Below are 19,583 nucleotides of genomic sequence, written 5' to 3' on the forward strand. Positions count from 1 at the left end.
GGGAGACTGCCCGGTGTGACGAGTGCGAACGGTGAGTGCCCGCGGGTGATCCGGGTGTTGGTCGCGGACGACCAGGAGGCCGTCCGGCGCGGTGTGCGCCGGATCCTCGACGCCCAGCCGGACATCGAGGTGGTGGGCGAGGCCGTGGACGGTGTCGCCGCGCTGGAGCTGGCGGCCCAACTGCGGCCGGACGTCGCCCTGGTGGACATCCGGATGCCGCGACTGGACGGGCTGGAGGTGACCAGGCGGCTGTCCGGCTCGGTGCGGGTGGTGGTGCTGACCACCTTCGACCTGGACGAGTACGTCTACCCGGCGCTGCGGCACGGCGCTTCCGGGTTCCTGTTGAAGCGCTCCGGCCCGGCCCTGCTGGCCGAGGCGGTACGGGCGGCGGCGGACGGGGAGAGCCTGATCAGCCCGTCGGTCACGGTGCGGCTGCTCCAGCACGTGACGGCGCCGCGGCGGCCCGCGCGTCCGGCCGCGGCGGGGGTGGTGGTGCCGCTGACCGAACGGGAGGTGGAGATCGCCGGTCATGTCGCGGCGGGCCGCACCAACGCCGACATCGCGGCCGAACTGTTCATCTCCGCGGGGACGGTGAAGACCCACGTGGCCAGCATCCAGCGCAAGCTGGGCGTGTCGAACCGGGTCGGGATCGCCGTGCACGCCTGGGAGATGGGGTACCCGGTGCCGCGGTAGCGGGCGGCAGGGCGCGAGGGCGCGTCCACGGGGCCGAGGGGATGCTCCGTGGACGCGCGGAACCTGCGAGGTGGGGGTGGCCTCCGGACATCCCGTCCTCCGGCCGGTAGTTCGATCGTCGACCGAGGTAGTACCAGCGGCAGACCCTGATCCGTCTCGACCTGTCGCCACTGCCTCCTGCGGTCGAACTTCCTTCAGCTACCTCGCAGGTCCACCTCCCATCATGCGCTTCCTACGAGCCGTGCACCAGGGGTGAACGGTCCGAAATCGGGCGAATTTCGCAAGTCGGGCCCCCGGGGGTCCCGGGGGCCTCGGGGGCCTCGGGGGGAGTGCCTCAGGGCTTCGGCCACCCGTCGACGAAGCTCAGCGTCCGGTGGTACGGCCCGTCCGGCCCGGTGCTGCGGTAGTCCTCGGTGCTGCTGCCGGTCCGGACGGTGCGGTCGCCGTCGTGGCGGGTCGCGGTGGGCCGCAGGGTGTGGTCCACCGTGCTGCGCCCGGTGACGTGGCCGCCGGTCGCGGTGGTGGCCTCGCGGTGGTAGCCGAGGTCCATCGCGGTGTTCTGGTCGGTGTTCCCGGCCGCGTCGTGGGTCACCTTGTAGGTGACGTCCAGCGGTTCGCCCTCGTGCACGGTGGTGGTGCGGTGCGGTCCGCCGCCCCAGGTGGCGGTGGTGCGGGTGAGGTCGGTGCCGTTGTGCAGCGTCACGTCGTTGCCGCTGTCGCGCAGTTGCTGGGCGGAGCTGAACGCGAGGTCGTCGCGGACCTCGGTGGTGATCCGGCCGTGCGAGGTCTGCACCCAGCCGCGGGCCAGGTCGTGCCGGGCGGCGGTGACGGTCCAGTCGCCGCTGCCGCCGCCGTGGTCGGTGAGCCGGGTGGTGACGGCGGCCTCGGGGGCGACCCGGTAGTCGGTGAGCTGCCCGGAGGTGCGGGCGGTGTCGTGGTCGACCTCGGCGAACAGGTTGACCTGGCCGGTCCAGACGTCGTTGCTCTGCGCCTCGGAGGCGTTCACCTCGATGCCGACGCTGTGCGGGCGCCCGTCGAGCAGCAGACCGACGTACGGGGTGAGGTCGAGCCGGTAGGCGGGCAGGTCGAAGGCGAAGATGCCGGGGACCGGCCGCCACAGCAGCGGGTCCCAACCACCGGTGTAGATCACCGGGTACGGCCAGACGGCGCCGGCCACCCGGCCGTCCACGGTCAGCCTCAGTTCGCGGAACGGGCCCTTGCCGCAGGCGCCGATCGACGGGTTCGCGGCGACGAAGGCGTCCGGCGCGGAGGCGTAGGCGAACTCCTCGCAGGCGCCGCCGCCCCGCGCGTACACCTCGGCGGTCAGCCGTTGCAGGTTCTGCGGGAAGGTGAGGTCCTTGGCGGTGCCCGGAGCGGCCTGGGTGAGCGAGAACGCGCCGGTGGTGAGCACCTGGTCGGCGCCGTGGGCGGCGGGCCAGCGGTCGTTCGCGGTGTAGAAGGTCAGGCCGACCGAGACCTTGTAGACGCCGGTGTAGGTGGCGTCGGTGACGTTGGCGAGGTCGAGCGAGAACGGCTGCGGTCCGGCCGCGAACAGCGGGGCGTAGCGGGTGAGATCGCGTTCGACGTTCCACTGGATGCCGTCCGGGGACGGCTCCGGGGTGGAGGACAGCAGGACCTCGACACCGCCGACGCGGACGCTGAACATCCGGTCGAACTGCCGCCCGGCGACCTGCCCGTGGAGGTCGAGGACCACGGCGGACCAGGGGCCGGCGCAGTCGGCGGGCGGGGTGAGGGTGGCGGTGTACGGGGTGTCGGGCGGGTTGCCGTAGCCGTTGCGGAACTCCCGGTCGTGCATCACCTCGACGGTGCAGGAGCGGGTGTCGGGGCGGGTGAGCGGCTTGGTCGCGGTGACCGGGTCGTGGTAGCCGCGGCCGAAGTCGGCGTGGGCCGGGGCGGCGGCGGTCAGGGTGCCGGCGAGGGTGAGGACGGCGGCGCCGAGCAGTCCGGCGAGGCGGCGCAGCGGGCGGCGCGGGGAGCGCCGGGGGAACAGGGCCAAGGTGGGTCCCCGGGGTCGGGCGGCCCGTCGGCGCGCGACGGGCCGGGTGGCTGATCCGGGCATCCTTCCGGCGCTGGCATGTGACCGTCAAGAGTTGCTTTCGGGCCCTCCGGCGGGGCGTCGGTCCGCCCTCCCGGAACGGGGGCGGGCCGTTGCCGCTACCACTCCTCCAGGGCCGCGGCCTCCTGGCGGATCAGGTTGCGCAGCGTCGCCAGCGGGGGGCGGCGGTCGTCCGTGCGCCACTGCATCTCCAGCGGCAGGGTGGCCCGGCCGTCCAGCCGTACGGTGGCCACGTCCTCGGTGAGGTGGCCGGTCATCGAGCCGGGCACCAGGGAGAAGGCGCGGTTGCGGGCGAGCAGGTAGAGCCGGGAGCCGACGATCCGCGGCGGGCTGACCAGCACCGGCGGGTCGACGCCGTGCTCCGCGCACAGGCCGAGCACGTGGTCGTAGTACCGGGGGTGCTGCTCGCGCGGCCACAACAGCAGGGGCAGGTCGCGCAGTTCGGCCAGCCGCAGGGTCGTCCGGGCGGCCAGCGGGTGGTCCCGGCCGAGGGCGACCCGGACCGGCTCGTCGGCGATCCGCTCCAGCCGGTAGCCGGGGACGTCCTCCAGGAAGCGGCCGAGGCCGATGTCGGCGAGTTCGCCGGCCAGGGTGGCGGAGACCTGGCCGGTGTCGACGGCGAGTTCGGCGGTGTCGAGCGCGGGCAGCTCCTGTTCGGCCCGGCTGACCACGGCGGGCAGCAGCCGGTTCGCCACGCTCGGGGAGGCGACGATCCGGGCCGTCCCCAGCCGGGACTCCTCGTGCAGTCGGACCCGGGCCAGCATCGCGCCGGCCTGCTCCAGGAGTCTCGCGCTCTCGGTCGCCATCACCTCGCCCGCCTCGGTCAGCGCGACCGAGCGGCGGCTGCGGTCGAACAGCTCGACCCCGACCGTCCGCTCCAGTCGGGCGACCTCCTGGCTGACCGTCGGCTGCGAGATGTGCAGCCGCTCGGCGGCCCGGCCGAAGTGCAGCGTCTCGGCGACGGTCAGGAAGACCTCCAGCTGCCGCAAGGTGAAGCCCATGCGGGTCATCCTAGTGCGAACCAATAGCTGACCGGCTATCGGAAACCCCAGGACTCATTCTGGTTTCCGATCCGAACCGTCCATACGCTGAGCGTCACGTTGCCCCACCGCAGTGGCATCTCACAGGAAGCTCCCGCCATGACCGGACAGCCCGCCAGCACCCCCGCCATTCAGATCTCCGAGGAGGTCGCCCGGGCCGTCGCCGACGGCCGGCCCGTGGTCGCCCTGGAGTCGACGATCTTCACCCACGGCCTGCCGCGACCCCGCAACCTGGCGGTCGCGCTGGAGGCCGAGCAGCAGCTGCGGGCGGCGGGCGTCGTCCCCGCCACCATCGGCGTGCACGCGGGCGTCCCCACCGTCGGCCTGAGCACCGAGCAGATCACCGAACTCGCCGCCACCGACGGCCTGGACAAGGTCAGCCTGCGCGACCTGCCGGTGGTCGCCGCGCTCGGCCGGCACGGCGGCACCACCGTCGCCGCCACCGCCTTCCTCGCCCACCGCGCGGGCGTGCGGGTCTTCTCCACCGGCGGCCTCGGCGGCGTCCACTTCGGTGCCGCCGAGAGCTTCGACGAGTCCGCCGACATGACCACCCTGGCCGCCACCCCGGTCACCGTGATCAGCGCCGGGGTGAAGTCCATCCTCGACATCCGGGCCACCCTGGAGCGCTTCGAGACCCTCAACATCCCGGTCATCGGCTACCGCACCACCAAGTACCCCGGCTTCTACGTCACCGACTCCGGCCACGAGATCAACTTCGCCGTGCAGTCCGCGACGGAGGCGGCCGCGGTGATCGACGCCCGCGACCGGCTCGACCTACCGCAGGCCGTGCTGATCGCCAACCCGGTCGACCCGGCCAAGCAGCTGCCGCCGGAGGAGCTGGACGGCATCCTGGCCCGCGCCTGGGCCGAGGCCGAGCGCCGGGGCATCACCGGCAACGCCTCCACCCCGTTCCTGCTCGACCACATCCAGCGCGACACCGGCGGGCGCAGCCTGGAGGTCAACGTCGAGGTCTACCGCGGCAACGTCCGCCTGGGCGGGGAGATCGCGGTGGCGCTGGCGGCGCTGGGGGGTGGGGCCGGCAGGGCCGGTAGGTCTGCTGGGGCCGACCGGGCCGACGGGTCCGCCGCCGCGACCGCCGGGGCCTGACCCGTGCTCGGGGTGCTCGGCGACCTCGTCGAGGACATCGTGGTCTGGGTCGACGGGCCGCTGCGCCACGGCACCGACTCCGGCGCCCAGGTCTTCCGGCGGCGCGGCGGCAGCGCGGCCAACGTCGCCTGCTTCGCCGCCGGACAGTACCCGGCCCGCTTCCTCGGCTGCGTCGGCGCGGACGCCATCGGGGACGGCATCGTGGCCGAACTCGGCGGCCACGGCGTGGACGTCCGGGTGCAGCGGCACGGTCGGACCGGCAGCATCGTGGTGCTGATCGACCGCGACGGCGAACGGACCATGCTGCCCGACCGCGGCGCCGCCAAGCTGCTGGAACGCGTCCCGGACGACTGGTTGGGCGGACTGACCCACCTGCACGTGCCCGCCTACTCCTTCGACGGCGAGCCGGTCGGCCGGACGGCGGTCGACGCGCTCGACCGGGTCCGGGAGGCGGGCGGCACCACCTCGGTGGACGCCTCCTCCACCGGGATGCTGGAGCAGTACGGGCGGGAGCGCTTCCTGGCCCTGCTGGCCGAGTTGGCGCCCACCTTCGTGTTCGCCAACCGCTCCGAGTCCGCCTACCTCGGGCTGCTGGTGGACGGCCTGCCCGGGCCGGAGCGGGCCCGGCTGGCGGCCTCGACGGTGGTCACCAAGGCGGGTGCCGAGCCGACCACCGTGGACGTGCCGGGGGACGGGCTGTTCACCGTGCCGGTGCCGCCGGTCGCCGAGGTGCGGGACCTCACCGGGGCCGGGGACGCCTTCGCGGCGGGCTTCCTGGCCGGGTTCCTGGACACCGGGGACCTCCACCTGGCGGCCGGGCTCGGGCACCGCAGCGCGGCGCGGGTGCTGGCCTCGCCGGGGGCTTCGACCGGGGGAATCGACCGGGGGGTGTGAGGGCGGGGGTAGGAGGGCGGGGGTAGGAGGGTGGGGCACTGCGGGCTCGGCAACTACGGAAGTAGTGCGGGGCACTACTTCCGTAGTGCGTCCTTGCGGAGGAACTGCTTCAACCGTTGCCACGTCCAGGCGTTGACCACGTCGTCGACGGTGAGCCACCCGCGCTGCGCCGTGCCGATGCCGAAGCGCGGGTAGCCGAGCTGGCCGGTGGCGTGGGCGTCGCTGTCGACCGCGAAGCGCACACCGTGCCGCTTGGCCCGCAGCACGTCCTCGTCCCGCAGGTCGAGCCGCTGCGGGGAGCTGTTGATCTCGATCGCGGTGCCGGTGCGGGCGGCGGCCGCGAACACCGCGTCCAGGTCGACGTCGATCGGCCCGCGCCGGCCGATCCGCCGGGTGGTGAGGTGGCCGATGACATGGACGTACGGGTTCTCGCAGGCCCGGACCAGCCGGCGGGTCTGGGCGGCGCGGTCCAGGGTGAAGTGCGAGTGGACGGAGGCCACGCAGACGTCGAAGCCGGCCAGGAACTCGGGCGGCCAGTCCACCCCGCCGTCCGGGCCGATGTTCAGCTCGGTGCCGTGCAGCAGGCGCAACTTCTTGTGACGGTCGGCGAGTCGGCGCAGCTCCTCGCGCTGGGCCAGCATCTTCTCGTCCGTCATCCGCTGCATCACCAGGTCCGGCGCGTGGTCGGTGACGGCGTAGTAGGAGTAGCCGCGGGCCGCCGCCGTGTCGACCATCTCGGTGAGGGTGGCCAGGCCGTCGGTCAGGTCGGTGTGGGTGTGGAGGTCGCCGCGCAGGTCCGACTCCTGGATCAGCTCCGGGAGTTCACCGTTCAACGCGGCCTCGATCTCGCCCCGGTCCTCGCGCAGCGGCGGCGGGATCCAGGGCAGCCCGAGCGCCGCGTACACCTCCTCCTCGGTCGCGGACACCACCTTGGCGCCCTCGTCCTTCTTCCTCGGAGCCTTTCCGTTCCCCGGGCCCTTTCCGTTCCCCGGGCCCTTTCCGTTCCCCGGGCCCTTTCCGTTCTCCGGGCCCTTGCCGGTGTCGCCGGCGGCCTCGAACAGCCCGTACTCGGAGAGCTTGAGGCCGGCCCGCACCGCCCTCGTGCGCAGCTTGATGTTGTGCGCCTTCGACCCGGTGAAGTAGACCAGCGCGGCGCCCCAGTCCTCCTCGGGCACGACCCGCAGGTCCACCTGGATCCCCCCGGTGGTGCGGACCGAGGTCTTGGTCGGCCCGCTGCCGATCACCTCGGCCACGTACGGGAGTTCGGTGAGCGCGGCCATCAGCGGGGCCGAGTCGGCGGCGGTCGCCAGCACGTCGATGTCGCCCACCGTCTCGCGCATCCGGCGCAGCGAACCCGCGTACGCGCAGCGGGTGCAGCCGGGAACGGCGGACAGCGCCTCGACCAGTTGCTCGGCCAGCTCGGTGGCGGCGTCGAGCAGGGTCCGGCCGCCGGACTGCCGCATCAGCTCGATGCCGTGCAGGATCTTCTCGCCGCTGCGCTCGCCGAAGCCCGCCACGCCGGACAGCCGGTCGGCGCGGATCGCGTCGGCGAGTTCGTCCACCGAGCCGATCCCGAGGTCCCGGTAGAGGGAGAGGGCGCGCTTGGGGCCGACGCTGGGGACGGCCATCATCTCCCGTACGCCGGACGGGATCTCGGCGCGCAGGGCCTCCAGCGCGGAGATCCTCCCGCCGGCGAGGTACTCGGCGATCTTCTCGGCGGTGGACCTGCCGACGCCGGGGATCTGCTGGAGTCCCTTGACGTCCAGACCGGCCAGGTCCTCGGGGTGGCCGCCGACGGCCCGGGCGGCCTTCTCGTAGGCGCGGGCCCGGAAGGCGTCCCCGCCGGTGATGTTGATCAGGTCGGCGTACTCCTGGAGCAGCTCCCTGACCTGGTCGTTGAGCCGGGGCATGGGGCAAGTCTAGGTTCGGAGCGCGCCGTTCGCCGTGCGGTGGGCGCCCGGGGGCGGTCGGGGGTGGCGGTGGCGGTGGCGGTCGCCGGGAGTGTGGCTGGGGCGGTGGCCGGGGCGTGGCTCAGTCGTAGGCGACCCCGAGCAGCAGCACGACCGTCATGCCGCCACCGGGGGTCGGCTCCACCGCGAGCCGGCCGCCGGCCGCCAGCACCAGGCTGTGCAACGCCGGTCCCACCGGTCCGGTGCTCCGCACGCCCGCCAGCAGCCACTCGCGGGCCTCGGGCGGCTCGTACGAACCGCGGTCGGAGATTCGTATCTCCACTCGCTCCCGGCCGTGCCCGGTCGTGCCGTGTCCGGTCACGCCGTGGCCGGTTGCGGTGCGTCCGGTCGCGGTGCGCGGTGCCGACGGACCCGAGCGCTTGACGTCCGCGCGGACCAGCACCCGGCCGCCCAACGGGCTGCGCCGGATCGCGTGGTCCAGCAGCCCGGCGATCGCGGCCTCCATCCGGCGGGCGTCCCCGGCCACCACCGGCAGGCCCGGTGCCAGCCGCAACGTGACCGCCGCCGCCCGGCCGCCGCCGCGCACCACCCGGCGGACCACCTCGGAGACCTGCACGTGCCGCGCCTGGGGCTCGCACCCGGCCTGGCGGCCGGTCCAGCTCAGCCGGTCCAGCTCCGTACGGGACAGCGGCCGGGGGCCGGCCATCGAGATCGGCGGATACGGGCCGAGCCCCTCCGCAGTGCCCCCGCCGCCCTTGCGTTCGGCGCCGCCCGCGCCGTTCGCGCCGCCGAGCGCGCCGAGCGCCCGGGCCCCCGACGCGACGTAGCCCCAGAGCTTCCCGCGTGCCATTGCCCTGCCCCTCGTGCCTGACCGACGGCCGTCATCTGTTCCGCGGCCGACCGGGGCGGGCCGCTTCCCTGGCCCTCCTGCCAGCCTGCGCCTACTCCGCCCGGGTGACAATCCGGCTCCGGGACGCGAACGGCTGCGGGGACCCCGCCGAGCGGGGGGTGGCGGGGGCGCCGAGTGGCGGGGGCCGCTGCGCGGGGCTTTGGTTCGGGGGTGGGCTCTCGGGAGGGTGGGTGACGCCGGGGGCGGTTCCGGGGGTGGCAGCTCCGGGGGCTGGATGATTTTCCGACCGCCGACCCTCATCGAGGGGGGTCGAGACCGTGGGCGGTCTGAAAATCACCCGCAACGCCCCCTTCCGCAGCCACCCCCTCCACCGCCCCCTCCCGCAGCGCGTCCCTCTCGCCTCGGTCAGGTGAGGGGGAGGTGGGTGGTTGGTGTGGGTGGGTGGGTGCCGGTGGGTCTCGGTGGGTGTCCGGACCAGTGGAGGAGGAGCAGGCTGGCGAGGGCGGCGAGGGCGCACCAGGTGGAGATGAAGGCGAACCTCCAGAGCAGGGCGCAGGCGAGGGCGCCCGCTGCCGTGAGGAGGCCGAGGCGGCGGAGCAGGTCGTCGGCGCTGAGGAGGAGGGAGCCGACGGTGGTGAGGAGGTAGCCGGTGAGCAGTAGGGCGGGGTGCGGGACGCCGGTTCCGTAGCCGAGGGTGTGGCCGTGCCGGGTGGCCGTCACCGGGTGGGTGGCGACGGCGACCGCGAGCGGTACCGCCACCGCTGCACCGAGCAGGGCGAGGAGGGCGAGCAGCCGGCGACGGGCGGGGGTGGCGGGGTGACCGGGTTCGCGGGCCGCGCACCACACCCCGGCCGGCACCAGGGCGGGCAGCAGCGGCAGGGCGATCACCGCCCAGGCGGTGCGGGCCGCCCCGGCGGGGCCGGCGGGCAGCTCGCCGTCCGTGCCGAGCCAGACCAGGGATTCGACGAGCTGGTGCACGCCGAGTACCAGCGGGAGCGCGGCGAGCGGCAGGCGCTGCGGTCGCCCGGACCGTCGGGCGCGGACCAGGCAGGCCACGCCGACGCCCGCGACCACCGTGCCGGCCACGGCGTCCGCCTGGGCGCTCCAGCACATCGGTGGGCCTACTCGGCTCTGCGGTCGGGGTCGGGGTCGGGGGCGGCATTGGTGTCGCTGGTGTCGCTCTCGGCGCTGCCGGGTCGGTCCTCGGGTGGCGCGCCGATGGACTCCAGGGTCTCGCGGACGCTGCCGGGCATCGCGGGGTGCCGTCCGATCACGATCACCCCGATCACGATCGCGACCAGCCCGGCCGTCTGCCAGGCCAGTGCGCCCGGGGTCACCCGCAGCCGGTCGCCGAGGAAGCCGACCGCGCAGGCGATCCCGGACAGCGGCTGGGCGGCGGTCAGCGCGGGGAGGGACATCCGCAGCGGGGCGGCCTCGAAGGCGCTCTGCACCAGCAGCAGCCCGACCACGCCCGCCACCACCACCGCGTACGGCTGCCAGGTGCGCAGCACCACCGCCAGCCCGTCGTGGTCGAGGCGTTGGGTGGTGGTGCGGGTGAGCGCGTCCTGGAGGCCGTAGAGGAGTCCGGCGGCGAGGGCCAGCAGGGTGGCCTCCTCGAACAGCGGCAGCCGTCGGGCGAGGGTGACCAGCAGCAGGGTCAGCCCGACCACCGTGCCGACCACCAGCCAGTGGCGCAGCTCCCCGGCGGGCGGACCGCCGCCGGTGGGCCGCCCGGCCACGATGAACGCCGTCACCCCCAGGCCGAGCAGCAGCACCCCGGCCCAGCCGGAGCGGCCGAGGGTCTGACGGGTCAGCACCCGGGACAGCGCCATGGCGAAGATCAGGTTGGTCGCCAGCAGCGGCTCGACCAGGGACACCTCGCCCTGGTTGAGCGCGAGCGCGGACAGCAGCAGGCCGCTGACCATGAACCCGGTGCCGAGCAGCCACTCCGGCATCCGCATCAGGTCCAGCAGCAGGCGCCAGTGCAGCATGTCGGCACGGGGGGCCCGCTGCGCCGCGTGCTGCTGGAGGACGAAGCCGAGTCCCAGACAGCAGGCCGCGCTCAGAGCGAGGAGGAAGACCGCCACGGAGGGACCACCAGGTTGTCGCTGCCCCGCGCCGCGCCGGCGGTTCCGGGGGAGGGACGGCGATCGCGGCGCGCTTGTGTCAGCGTACCGCCGGGGCGGCGGCCGGGCCGAGCGGGCGCGGCGCCGGGCACCGCCCGTGGCCACGGGCCCGCGCTTGCCGCCACGGGCCCGCGCTTGCCGCCACCGGCGGGGCGGGCGCACGCTGGTGTGAGCGGCCGCCACGGGCCCACCGCCCGGGTCGGCCGGGACCGGCGCGACGGGGGCCTGCGCCAGGAGGTGTGGCATGCACAACCAGTGGGACGTGGAGCTCAGCTTCGACGAAGACGGCGTGCACACGGTGTGCGACGCCAGGTTGACGGGCGCGCGGGCGCCGGGCCTGAGCGCGCACGGCGAGGCCGAGAAGAGCGCGGAGGACCGCCCGCTCGCCAGGATCGGCGAGGAGGTCGCGGCCTCCCGGGCCCTGGAGGAACTGTCCCGCAAGCTGCGGGCCCAGGCCACCGGGGAGATCGACGACGAGGGACACCGCCCGGGCTACCTCATCTACTGAACCCGCGTACGCCGAACCCGGCACGGGCCGCCCGGGCGGTTGCGGAACGTCGTCCCGGCCGGTCAGGTCCGAGCCGGCCGTCGGGGCCGTGCCCCCATGCCCGTGCCCACCGGGGCGGCTGATCGCCATCGCCAAGTAGCGTGTGGGGAGCGGGACTTGGATGACGGGCCGGCCACTGGGCGTCGGGGTGCCCTCCCCGGGCTACCGGATCGGCGCCTCGGTGCGGCACAGCCGTTCGGCGGCAGAGCGGACCCCCTCCATCCAAGCGCGGTACTGCTCGGTCGGGCCTTCCACGCGGACGTCCATCAGGTACTCGGGCCCGATGGCGTCGATGAACGCCTCCTCCGCCTCGGTGTCCCCCCTCATGGCGAGGAACCAGACCTCTCCCGCCACCGTGGCCGGTGCGAGCTCCCCAGCCGCCAGCAGGCCCGCCAGGTGGTGGATCAGGCAGCGGTCGGCCGTCCGCTCGTCCAGCAGGGCCTTGCCGAGCTCCGCCAACGCCTCGCGGAAGACCTCGGCGGTGTCGTCGTTCGGGGCCCGGCCGGCGAGGTCCCGCAGGGCAGGGGAGTCGAAACCGGCGACGAGCAGGTGGGCGGCGGCCATCGGCAGCTCCGCGGGCTCGACGCGGCCCGCGACGTACTGCCAGGTCAGAGTGGTCAGCTGGTCCATCCGGACATTCTGCCCACGGCCGTCAGCCGCGCCACCAGGAGGCCCGGATTCCGGCATCGGCTCGATGGTGCCCGCAGGCCCCCCAGGGCGTGGTCCCCGTCCCGGCCGGGTCGATGCGCAGCGCGAACGGTGCTCCCCACCAAGTGCGGGGAGGACGGCTGAGGACCCCCTGTCACCGGCGCCCGGTCCTCCGTACGATGCCGTGCGTGATCAAGGAAACGTCTGCCCGGCAGCCCCGGGGACCACAGCTGTCCGACGGGTCTCCCGTCGACCGCGCCGACCGTGCGGCGAACCGTCGAGGACGGCGATGAGGGCCGTCGCCTCGCCACCGCGGCCGCTGGACGTCACCTCGGTCTTCCCCGAGCTCGCCGCCCATGCGAGGACGGCGGTCCGGCTGCACCCCGTACCGGCGGTTCCGGGCCCGGGCGACAGCTCCGTGGGAGGGGCGCCGGCCTGGCCTGCGGACGAGGCATGGCCGACCTGCCCGGGTGGGCGTCATCCGAGGCACCGGCAGCCCCACCGTCCGGCCAACGTCCGGGGCGAGCGCTCGACCAGGTTCGCCTACCACGGTGAGATCACCTGGGACGGGATACCCGCGGACACGTCGTGGCCGTTGCTGCCCGTACTGCAGGTGTATGCGCGTGACGTGCCGGGGTACGACGGCTTCCCGGAGGGTACGGACGTCCTCCAGATCCTGTGGTGCCCGTTCCAGCACGTCTACGACGACCCGACGGCCCCCCGCAACGGAGTCGCCGGCCCGTGGGTCCAGGTCCGCTACCGCAGTACGGGCGACCTGGGGGAGCGCTTCCTGACGCCGCCGGAGCCGGTGGCCGTCGGCGAGCCCGGCTACCTGCCGACCCCGTGCCTGCTGCGGCCGGAGCCGGTGACCGAGTACCCGCACCCGGGCCTCCTGGGCGAGGGGTTCGAGGACCGGGTCGAGGCGTGGGAGACGGCGACCTTCGGCGACCCCGACGACCCCGAGGAGTACGACCCCCGCTACTCCTGGGACCTCTCGACGGCCCCGGGCTGGAAGCTCGGAGGCCACGAACCCTGGAACTACCAGGGCTACCACGGACCGCTGCGGTGCGGCGCCTGCGGCAGCGCGATGCGCTTCGTCGCGGCGATCGCGACCGACGAGTGGGACGGGGGCACCCGGAGCTGGGCGCCCCTCGGTCACCTCGAAGGCGCTCCCAGCGAGCAGCGCCGGAACCAGAGGCCGACCGACGTCGTCCTCGGGGGGCGGGAGACCATGCGCGTCTTCGACTGCCCCGTCTCCACGCACCACCCGGTCGTCAGCGACCTGATGTAGCCGACGGGCCCGCCGTGCCGTGGCCCGATCCGCCGCGGCCCCCGACACCGGACGGTCGGACCGGCGGGCCGCGTCCGAGGCGGACAGTCGCAGGAACGAGCGGGATGCGCGGTGTCAACCGCCAGCGGCACGGTACGCCGTCACGGCGGCGGCGAGGACCTGCTCCGTGTCCGGTGACGCCTTCTGGCCGGGCACCTGCTGCACCATGAGGATCACATCGCCCATGCGAACGAATGCAGTCTCCCCGACATACGGGTCCGGATCGCTGGGGAACGCCGACGTGGTGTGCAGCAGCAGGCTGTCGTCGGCCGGCATCTGGGCCGCTGTGACGGACGCGGTCTCCTGGAGCCGAGTACCGTCCGCGAGTGTCCTGGTGTAGTTCGCGCATCCCCGGACGACACTGCGGATGGCGTCCATGACCGCGGCCGCCTGCCCGGGCCCGTACCGGTCGAGCGACTCCTGGCCGAACCAGCCGAGGTCGTCATCGCCGACCGGTGTCCGTTCCACTCCCACCGCTACGTCCTCCGCAGGTGGGGCGTGGGCTGTCATGAAGGACGTGACGCCGAGCTCGGAGCACGGCATCGACGCGATCGAGACGGTTGACGGGGTGTGCGAGGCCCCGGTCGTCGTCAGGTTGACTTCCTCCGTGAGGAGTTGGAAACCGCCGGGAAGCCGGTCCCGAGTGAGTAGGTCGCTCCGCAGCCGGTCCGGGGACGCACGTTCGGAGCCCCCGCCGACACTGGCCTTCGGACGGGCTTGCGGCTCGGCCGAGCACGCGGATACACCGAGAATCGCCAGGGAAACCCCGGCCACCGCCACATGACGGGTACGCACTGACCCACCCCCTAGGATTCGTGATCGCCCCGTACCCTCCCACACGGACACCCCACGGCTCCGACGTCCCCGGGCGACGACGCCCTCAAGAGCCTGGCCGAGAGACACTTCTCGACGGGCACCGGTCAACGTCGCAGGAGCGCGGCCGTACCTCTGTGCGGCCGGCTCGGACCGTTCCGGAGTCCGTCAGGGGGATGTCGCACCGGACGGACAGGGCTCTCGTCGGCAACCCTGTCCGGACCCGCCCAGAGCTACGCCCGTCGGGAACCCGCTCGGGTGCGAGACCGCCGAGCGGCTCCTCCCCACTGCTGCCGGGGAGGAGCCGCCGTCACCCGCGGGCTAGAAGCGGCCGCGGATCTGCATGCCGGTGTCGGTCTCCGGGTAGTTCAGCGCGTCGTAGACCTTGTGGCCGGAGTCGCGGGCCCCACCGGCCCAGCTGACCGCGCCCTTGTCGGTGACCTTGGCCGCGACGCCGCCCCAGTACTTCGCCTCACGGTCCCACTGGACGTCCGTCAGGAGGGCGTCGAGCGTGACGCCCTCGGGCAACGGGTCGGCGGACCAGGACATGGTGCGGTTCATGGTCGCGCCGAGTCCTGCCACGACCGCGGGTGCGGTGATGGCGGTCTTGGCGTGGAAGAGCTCGGCGTTCTCCGCCAGGAAGGTGCCGACCGTCTCCATGATCTCGCGCTGGACGACGGCCTGGTCGGGGCGGTCGTTGTTCCCGTCGGCGGGGATGTCCTCGTACTCGATACCCGTCGAGGCGGCATGGATGCCGGCCTTGCCGAGCATGGCCGTGGAGATGAGGGTCCGCAGGACGGACATCGTCATCCACTCGGGAGCCTTGTCCGACACCTGGCGCTTGCCGGTGAGGATCAGGCCGGACAGCGGGACCGTGGTCTCGCCGGCCGGCACCTTGAGCGACTCCATCAGCTTGCGCGTCACCGTGGTGCCGAAGTCGCGGCCGTCCATCGACATGGCCAGGGACTTGTCGACCGGAACGCCCTTGAGGTTGCGGTCGTGGAAGATCTGCCGGGCGGCCATGACGCTGATCCCGTGGAAGATCTCGACGGAGAGCTTCATCTCGCCGAAGTCGAAGTCCTCCAAGCCGTACGCCGCCTGGTTCTTCCTGATCCGGTGCAGCGCCGTGACCTGGGTCTCGGCGTCGAGGGCGATCAGGCCGTCACGGATCGGCAGGTGCCAGACGCCGTTCTCGTCCGGCGCCAGAGGACGCGGGGACCAGAGGGTGATCTGCGGAACCGACCAGGCGCTGTCGAAGTCCCCCCGCAGGCCGGCCGCGATGTAGTCCGCGTACTCGCCGACGTTCTTCGCCTTCTTGCTGGCCGCAGTGCCGATGGGCCGCTGCACCTCGGCGCGCATGCGGGCGTAGGGGTCGACCTCGTAGCCGGCCTTCGCGGCGCGCTTGGCGTCCTCCTCGACCTTCGCCGGGTCGTTGACGAGGTGGAGCAGGTTCTCCCCGTCGATGACCGCGTTGGCCATGACCCCTTCGCGGACGACCAGGAGCTTGATCGGGAAGCCGGTGGTGACCGGCTTCGGGAACGTGGCTATGGACACACTCTCTCCCTTTGCAGCGAACTGCTTTGACGCTGCGTCATGTCAGGGGAAGGTGTCCGATGGCATACCAACGGTCAACTGAGGTGGAGGATCTGCTCGATGACGCAGCATACAGGTGAGGGAGGAGCTGCTGCGGTGGGAAGGATCCCCTCGATGAGGCAGCTGCGGGCCGCAGTTCCCTGCCAGGCGGGCGTCCGCGGAACGCACCGCCCCCACGGGTGCGGCGAGGGCGCAGAGGCAACGGGCAGTCCGCCACCCTGCTACGACGTCGGCACGACCGTCAGGCGCGCAGGGGGGAGCAGCATCGAACGCGGCCGGGCCCGAACCTGACGAGGGTCGTGGGAGATTGCGGTTACGACTCCACCGGTCAGGTCGCGGTGGGGATGTGGCGTGCTGCTGCGAGCTTGGCCAGCGTCCGAAGTCTCGCGAAGTAGGAAGCGCAGTACTCCGAGTTGATCAGGGGCACGACCTTGTCGAGGCCGGCGATGCACGCCCAGAGCACGGCGATGCCACTGTCGTCGAGCCCACCGTCCAACTCTTGCCGGACGAGGCCGGCGACGTCGGCGTCCAGGAGGATCAGCTCCACGCCCTCGATGTCCACGCCGCGGAAGCCGTCGGGGTACAGGGCGCACCGGTGTTCCTCCCACAGCCGGGCGAGTCGGCCCTCAGGCTGTGCCTGGCCTGTGTCGACGGCTGCCGCTTCTGCCGTGGATGGGGGCGGAGAAGCAGGGAGACGGCATCGAAGACGGCACGCACCAGGGCGATGGCCCTGGCCGGGCAGCGGTAGCGGGGTGTTCACCGGTGCAGTCTTGTCACTCGGAAGCTCTCGGTGCCAACGGATTTATCCGGGGCGGTCGGCAGCCCGGTGCCGCACGTCGCAACCGGCCCGCTCCTCCCTACCTAGTCCCCTCTCTTCGCTGCCAGGCGTCCCTGGCAGCACAGCTGCATCGATGACCTGCTGACACTGTCACCTGCGGCAGAACCCGGTTCAGGTGGCCCATCGGCCTAGGAGCGCAGCCGACTTGCGGCCTGGTCCCATGGACGCGGCTCGACCAGGTCGTCGCCTTCGAGCGCCTCCTCCTCGAACCAGCCCGTCCCGGCGAGCCATGTCTCCAGCCACGCTGAGAGGCTGGTGGAGTCGAGGAACCAGCACTCATCCCACGATCCGCCGCTGTACGGGTTCGGCTCGAAGAGCAGGACCTGACCGTCCCCACTGAGACAATCAACGCCCGCGTACATGGCGCACCCCCAGGTCAGGATCGGTACAACGCCTTCGGGCCACTGGGGGTGCTCCGCTCCGACGGACGCCTCGCGCCGCGTCAGGTACTCGCCAACGACGCTGGAACCCGGGCCGAGCAACGGCAGTAGCCGGTATTCGGGACCGAAGCCGCCGTCGGCGACGTCGCGGTACAGGCGTACGAGGAGGGGATGCAGCGAGAAGCCCAGTCGCGCCTCGGCCTCGGCAATCCGGGCATCGCCGACGGGTGCGGGAAGGTCCGTGCCGTCGGACGCAGCTCGGGCGGCGACGCGCTGTACGAGGCCATCGATGTCGGTCATGACCGTGATGTTGTCAGGGCCCACCGACATGTTGACGGCCAGGAACGCCAGACGGACTGGTGGGTCACAGGAAGCCCGGCGAAGGGCAGCCGGCCTTGGCCTGTCGTTCAACGCTTCGTCGGGCGAGACCGATGAGGGGCTCTGTCGGCCGGCGGCTTCGTGAGGGTGCTGGTGCGTGAAACCGGGTCTCCGGCTGCCGCTGCGGCCCAGGATCCGGGGGTCGGGTGTCCGGTCGATAATTGGGTGTCATCGGTCGGTTCGGGGCTGGTAGCGTCCCGGGCGTGGCAAAGCTGAACCAGATCATCGCCGTTGAAAAGGGCGTCAAGTCCAAGTCCTTCCAGGAGCTGACGCAGGCCCACCAGGACCTGCAGAAGCCCGCGTTGCTGGCCGGGATCTCCCGGACCTACCAGCCCAAGGACGAGGAGGGCGAGCAGCTGCCGCCGGAGTCGACCCGGGTGCAGCTGAAGGCCGAGGACATCCTGCGGTCCACCGCGAACACCCTCACCCGGCTCTTCGACGTGACGGCCACCAAGGACTGGGCGAACATCGGTGCCAGCGCGGACGTGGTGGTGGACGGACAGGTGCTCCTCACCCAGGTGCCGGTGCCGTACCTGCTCTTCCTGGAGAAGCAGCTCACCGACCTGTCCACCTTCGTGAAGAAGCTCCCGGTGCTGGACGCCTCCGAGTCCTGGAACCTCGACCCGTCCACCGACTCCTGGAAGACCGAGCCGGTGCGCACCATCCGGACCAAGAAGGTGCCGCGCAACCACGTCAAGGCCGAGGCCACCGAGAAGCACCCGGCCCAGGTCGAGGTGTACTACGAGGACATCGCGGTCGGCTACTGGACCACGGTCAAGTTCTCGGGCGCGCTGCCGGCCCGCCGGGTGAACGAGCTCGCCGAGCGGGTGGAGAAGCTCCAGCAGGCGGTCAAGTTCGCCCGCGAGGAGGCCAACGCCGTCGAGGTCACCGACCGGCGGGTGGGCGACGCCGTCTTCGGCTACCTGTTCCGGTAGCCTCACGATCGCCCGCCCGGGGAGCCGGGCGGGTGCACCGAGCGCGCCGAACCGTCCTGGGAGACCGGGCGGGTGCGCTGCACGGTGCGAAAGCTGACACTGACGTTGAAGCTGACCAGGGGTCACAGTGGAGGTTCGAATCCTCCCCCCGGCACCACCGGCCGGGGTAGCCCAAGCCAGGCAGAGGCAGGCCCCGTGAATCTCAGACTCTCGCTCAAGTCTCAGCATTCGCCGCCGAACACCGGATCGACCGGGTGCGGACGAATATCGACGAATGCAGGTTCAAGTCCTGTCTGTGCCGCTCCGTGGCACGGTAGTTCAAAGGTAGAACGCGTCGATTTCAAGCTGATCCGCGACCCTTAAACGTGCCGGTGTGCGCAATTGGGCGGCAAACAGGGGCCCGGGAGCTGGCTACGCTCCCGGGTCCTCTCATGTTTTCCACGGCGTGGCGCGGAGGGCTCTCCCTGGGCTGGGGGGTCAGGGCTGGGGGGTCAGGGGCGGGTGAGGAAGGTCAGGACGTGGGGGTTGACCTGGGGGGCGCCGGCGCTGGGGAGGGTGTGGTGGGAGGTGGCGGGGACGGTGGTGACGGTGGCGTGGGGGAGGGCGCGGCGGGTGGCTCCGGCGGTGCGGTGGGGGTCGTGGGTGCGGGTGCGGGCGGCGTAGAGGGCCAGCACCGGGGTGGTGAGGGTGCGGAGCCGGGCGGGGGTGGGGCGGGGGCCGGTGACGACGGGGGAGGCGGGGAAGTCGGCGTAGCCGAGGGCGTACAGCTCGCGCCAGTCGGGGTCGACGGCGGGGCCGGGGCCGGATTCCCAGTCGAGGTAGGAGCGGGCGCGGTCCGGGGTGCGGTGCGGGAGGAAGAGGGGCAGGGCGCGCAGGAGGTAGCCGGGGCGGAAGCCGGTGAAGCACTGGGTGGGGTCGAGGAGGACGAGGCGCCCGACCCGGGCGGGGGCGTGCAGCGCGTACTGGAGGGCGGTCCAGGCGCCGTAGGAGTGGCCGCAGAGGTCGGCCTCGTGGACGCCCAGCCCGTCGAGTACGGCGTCCAGCCAGCCGAGCAGGCCGGGGACGTCGCGTAGCGGGGCGCCGTCGTGGACGCTGCGCCCGGGGTCGCCGATCAGGTCGACGGCGAGGACGCGGTGGCCGGCCGCGGCCCAGGTGCCGGCGTTGGCGAACCACATGGCGGAGGTGGCGCCGCCGCCGTGGAGGAGGACGAGGGGGCGGCCGTCGGCGGGGCCGCAGGCGTTGACGCGGGTGGTGCCGTGGACGGTCCGGACGGTGAGGGGTTCGACCGGTACGGGCCAGCGGGCGAGGAGCTCGTCGTAGGCGGCGAGGAAGGGCGCGGTGCGGGCGGACATGGTGGGGCCTCCGCGGGTGTGGTGTGATCGCGTGCGGGCGGGCGGGTGATCGCCCGCCCGTAGAATCACTCG

18 protein-coding genes are annotated in these 19,583 nt (G+C 73.0%); 6 read left to right on the plus strand and 12 right to left on the minus strand.

Features of this window, described 5'->3' with window-relative positions; translation table 11 throughout:
- Positions 1-15 precede the first annotated feature (15 nt).
- Positions 16-693, plus strand: a complete 678-nt coding sequence (locus tag ACFY2K_RS18900) for a response regulator (protein WP_375893646.1) — start codon at positions 16-18, stop codon at positions 691-693.
- Between the two features lie 334 nt (positions 694-1,027).
- Here the strand turns inward: ACFY2K_RS18900 and ACFY2K_RS18905 are convergent, their stop codons facing one another.
- Entirely contained in the window at positions 1,028-2,710 is a 1,683-nt protein-coding gene (locus tag ACFY2K_RS18905) for a peptide-N4-asparagine amidase (protein ID WP_380643583.1), read from the minus strand.
- Between the two features lie 158 nt (positions 2,711-2,868).
- Positions 2,869-3,771 carry a LysR family transcriptional regulator gene (locus tag ACFY2K_RS18910; protein WP_380402036.1) on the minus strand — a complete coding sequence of 301 codons (903 nt, stop codon included), beginning with the start codon at positions 3,769-3,771 and terminating at the stop codon, positions 2,869-2,871.
- 138 nt (positions 3,772-3,909) lie between these two features.
- Here ACFY2K_RS18910 and ACFY2K_RS18915 point away from each other — a divergent pair, with 138 nt between their 5' ends.
- Together ACFY2K_RS18915 and ACFY2K_RS18920 are read left to right on the plus strand one after the other, a co-directional pair.
- Positions 3,910-4,917 (plus strand): pseudouridine-5'-phosphate glycosidase, encoded by a 1,008-nt coding sequence (locus ACFY2K_RS18915; RefSeq protein WP_380643585.1) that lies wholly within the window; start codon positions 3,910-3,912, stop codon positions 4,915-4,917.
- 3 nt (positions 4,918-4,920) lie between these two features.
- Complete coding sequence (locus tag ACFY2K_RS18920; protein WP_380526608.1) at positions 4,921-5,811, plus strand: carbohydrate kinase family protein; 891 nt, start codon at positions 4,921-4,923, stop codon at positions 5,809-5,811.
- A gap of 74 nt (positions 5,812-5,885) precedes the next feature.
- On the opposite strand, the gene ACFY2K_RS18925 is transcribed toward ACFY2K_RS18920, so the two are convergent.
- From ACFY2K_RS18925 to ACFY2K_RS18940, 4 genes are all read right to left on the minus strand, one after another.
- Positions 5,886-7,721: a helix-hairpin-helix domain-containing protein gene (locus ACFY2K_RS18925; protein ID WP_387712624.1), complete on the minus strand. Its 1,836-nt coding sequence runs from the start codon at positions 7,719-7,721 to the stop codon at positions 5,886-5,888.
- Positions 7,722-7,842: 121 nt separating this feature from the next.
- Complete coding sequence (locus tag ACFY2K_RS18930; RefSeq protein WP_380592427.1) at positions 7,843-8,571, minus strand: hypothetical protein; 729 nt, start codon at positions 8,569-8,571, stop codon at positions 7,843-7,845.
- Positions 8,572-8,976: 405 nt separating this feature from the next.
- The gene (locus tag ACFY2K_RS18935; RefSeq protein ID WP_387712627.1) at positions 8,977-9,684 is read right to left on the minus strand and encodes a DUF6629 family protein; all 708 of its coding nucleotides are present in this window, start codon (positions 9,682-9,684) and stop codon (positions 8,977-8,979) included.
- Positions 9,685-9,692: 8 nt separating this feature from the next.
- Positions 9,693-10,658, minus strand: a complete 966-nt coding sequence (locus ACFY2K_RS18940; protein WP_380592424.1) for a DMT family transporter — start codon at positions 10,656-10,658, stop codon at positions 9,693-9,695.
- Between the two features lie 283 nt (positions 10,659-10,941).
- On the opposite strand from ACFY2K_RS18940, the gene ACFY2K_RS18945 reads away from it, so the two are divergent.
- On the plus strand, positions 10,942-11,205 hold the full coding sequence (locus tag ACFY2K_RS18945) for a dsRBD fold-containing protein (RefSeq protein WP_363437335.1): 264 nt from the start codon (positions 10,942-10,944) through the stop codon (positions 11,203-11,205).
- Positions 11,206-11,406: 201 nt separating this feature from the next.
- Here ACFY2K_RS18945 and ACFY2K_RS18950 read toward each other — a convergent pair whose 3' ends face one another.
- Complete coding sequence (locus tag ACFY2K_RS18950; protein WP_387712630.1) at positions 11,407-11,874, minus strand: hypothetical protein; 468 nt, start codon at positions 11,872-11,874, stop codon at positions 11,407-11,409.
- Between the two features lie 646 nt (positions 11,875-12,520).
- On the opposite strand from ACFY2K_RS18950, the gene ACFY2K_RS18955 reads away from it, so the two are divergent.
- On the plus strand, positions 12,521-13,183 hold the full coding sequence (locus tag ACFY2K_RS18955; RefSeq protein WP_387712632.1) for a hypothetical protein: 663 nt from the start codon (positions 12,521-12,523) through the stop codon (positions 13,181-13,183).
- Between the two features lie 114 nt (positions 13,184-13,297).
- Here the strand turns inward: ACFY2K_RS18955 and ACFY2K_RS18960 are convergent, their stop codons facing one another.
- The 4 genes from ACFY2K_RS18960 to ACFY2K_RS18975 form a co-directional block, all read right to left on the minus strand.
- The gene (locus tag ACFY2K_RS18960; RefSeq protein ID WP_387712635.1) at positions 13,298-13,696 is read right to left on the minus strand and encodes a hypothetical protein; all 399 of its coding nucleotides are present in this window, start codon (positions 13,694-13,696) and stop codon (positions 13,298-13,300) included.
- Positions 13,697-14,356: 660 nt separating this feature from the next.
- Positions 14,357-15,589 carry a DNA sulfur modification protein DndB gene (locus ACFY2K_RS18965; protein ID WP_380526597.1) on the minus strand — a complete coding sequence of 411 codons (1,233 nt, stop codon included), beginning with the start codon at positions 15,587-15,589 and terminating at the stop codon, positions 14,357-14,359.
- Positions 15,590-15,956: 367 nt separating this feature from the next.
- Positions 15,957-16,190 carry a hypothetical protein gene (locus ACFY2K_RS18970; protein WP_380592418.1) on the minus strand — a complete coding sequence of 78 codons (234 nt, stop codon included), beginning with the start codon at positions 16,188-16,190 and terminating at the stop codon, positions 15,957-15,959.
- 404 nt (positions 16,191-16,594) lie between these two features.
- On the minus strand, positions 16,595-17,146 hold the full coding sequence (locus tag ACFY2K_RS18975; protein ID WP_380591846.1) for an SMI1/KNR4 family protein: 552 nt from the start codon (positions 17,144-17,146) through the stop codon (positions 16,595-16,597).
- A 281-nt stretch (positions 17,147-17,427) separates the two neighbouring features.
- Here ACFY2K_RS18975 and ACFY2K_RS18980 point away from each other — a divergent pair, with 281 nt between their 5' ends.
- Positions 17,428-18,159, plus strand: a complete 732-nt coding sequence (locus ACFY2K_RS18980; RefSeq protein WP_375893669.1) for a hypothetical protein — start codon at positions 17,428-17,430, stop codon at positions 18,157-18,159.
- Between the two features lie 491 nt (positions 18,160-18,650).
- On the opposite strand, the gene ACFY2K_RS18985 is transcribed toward ACFY2K_RS18980, so the two are convergent.
- Positions 18,651-19,511: an alpha/beta fold hydrolase gene (locus tag ACFY2K_RS18985; RefSeq protein WP_387712640.1), complete on the minus strand. Its 861-nt coding sequence runs from the start codon at positions 19,509-19,511 to the stop codon at positions 18,651-18,653.
- Between the last annotated feature and the right edge of the window lie 72 nt (positions 19,512-19,583).

The sequence above is a fragment of the Kitasatospora sp. NPDC001309 genome, from assembly GCF_042896295.1.
In the GTDB taxonomy this organism is placed as follows: domain Bacteria; phylum Actinomycetota; class Actinomycetes; order Streptomycetales; family Streptomycetaceae; genus Kitasatospora.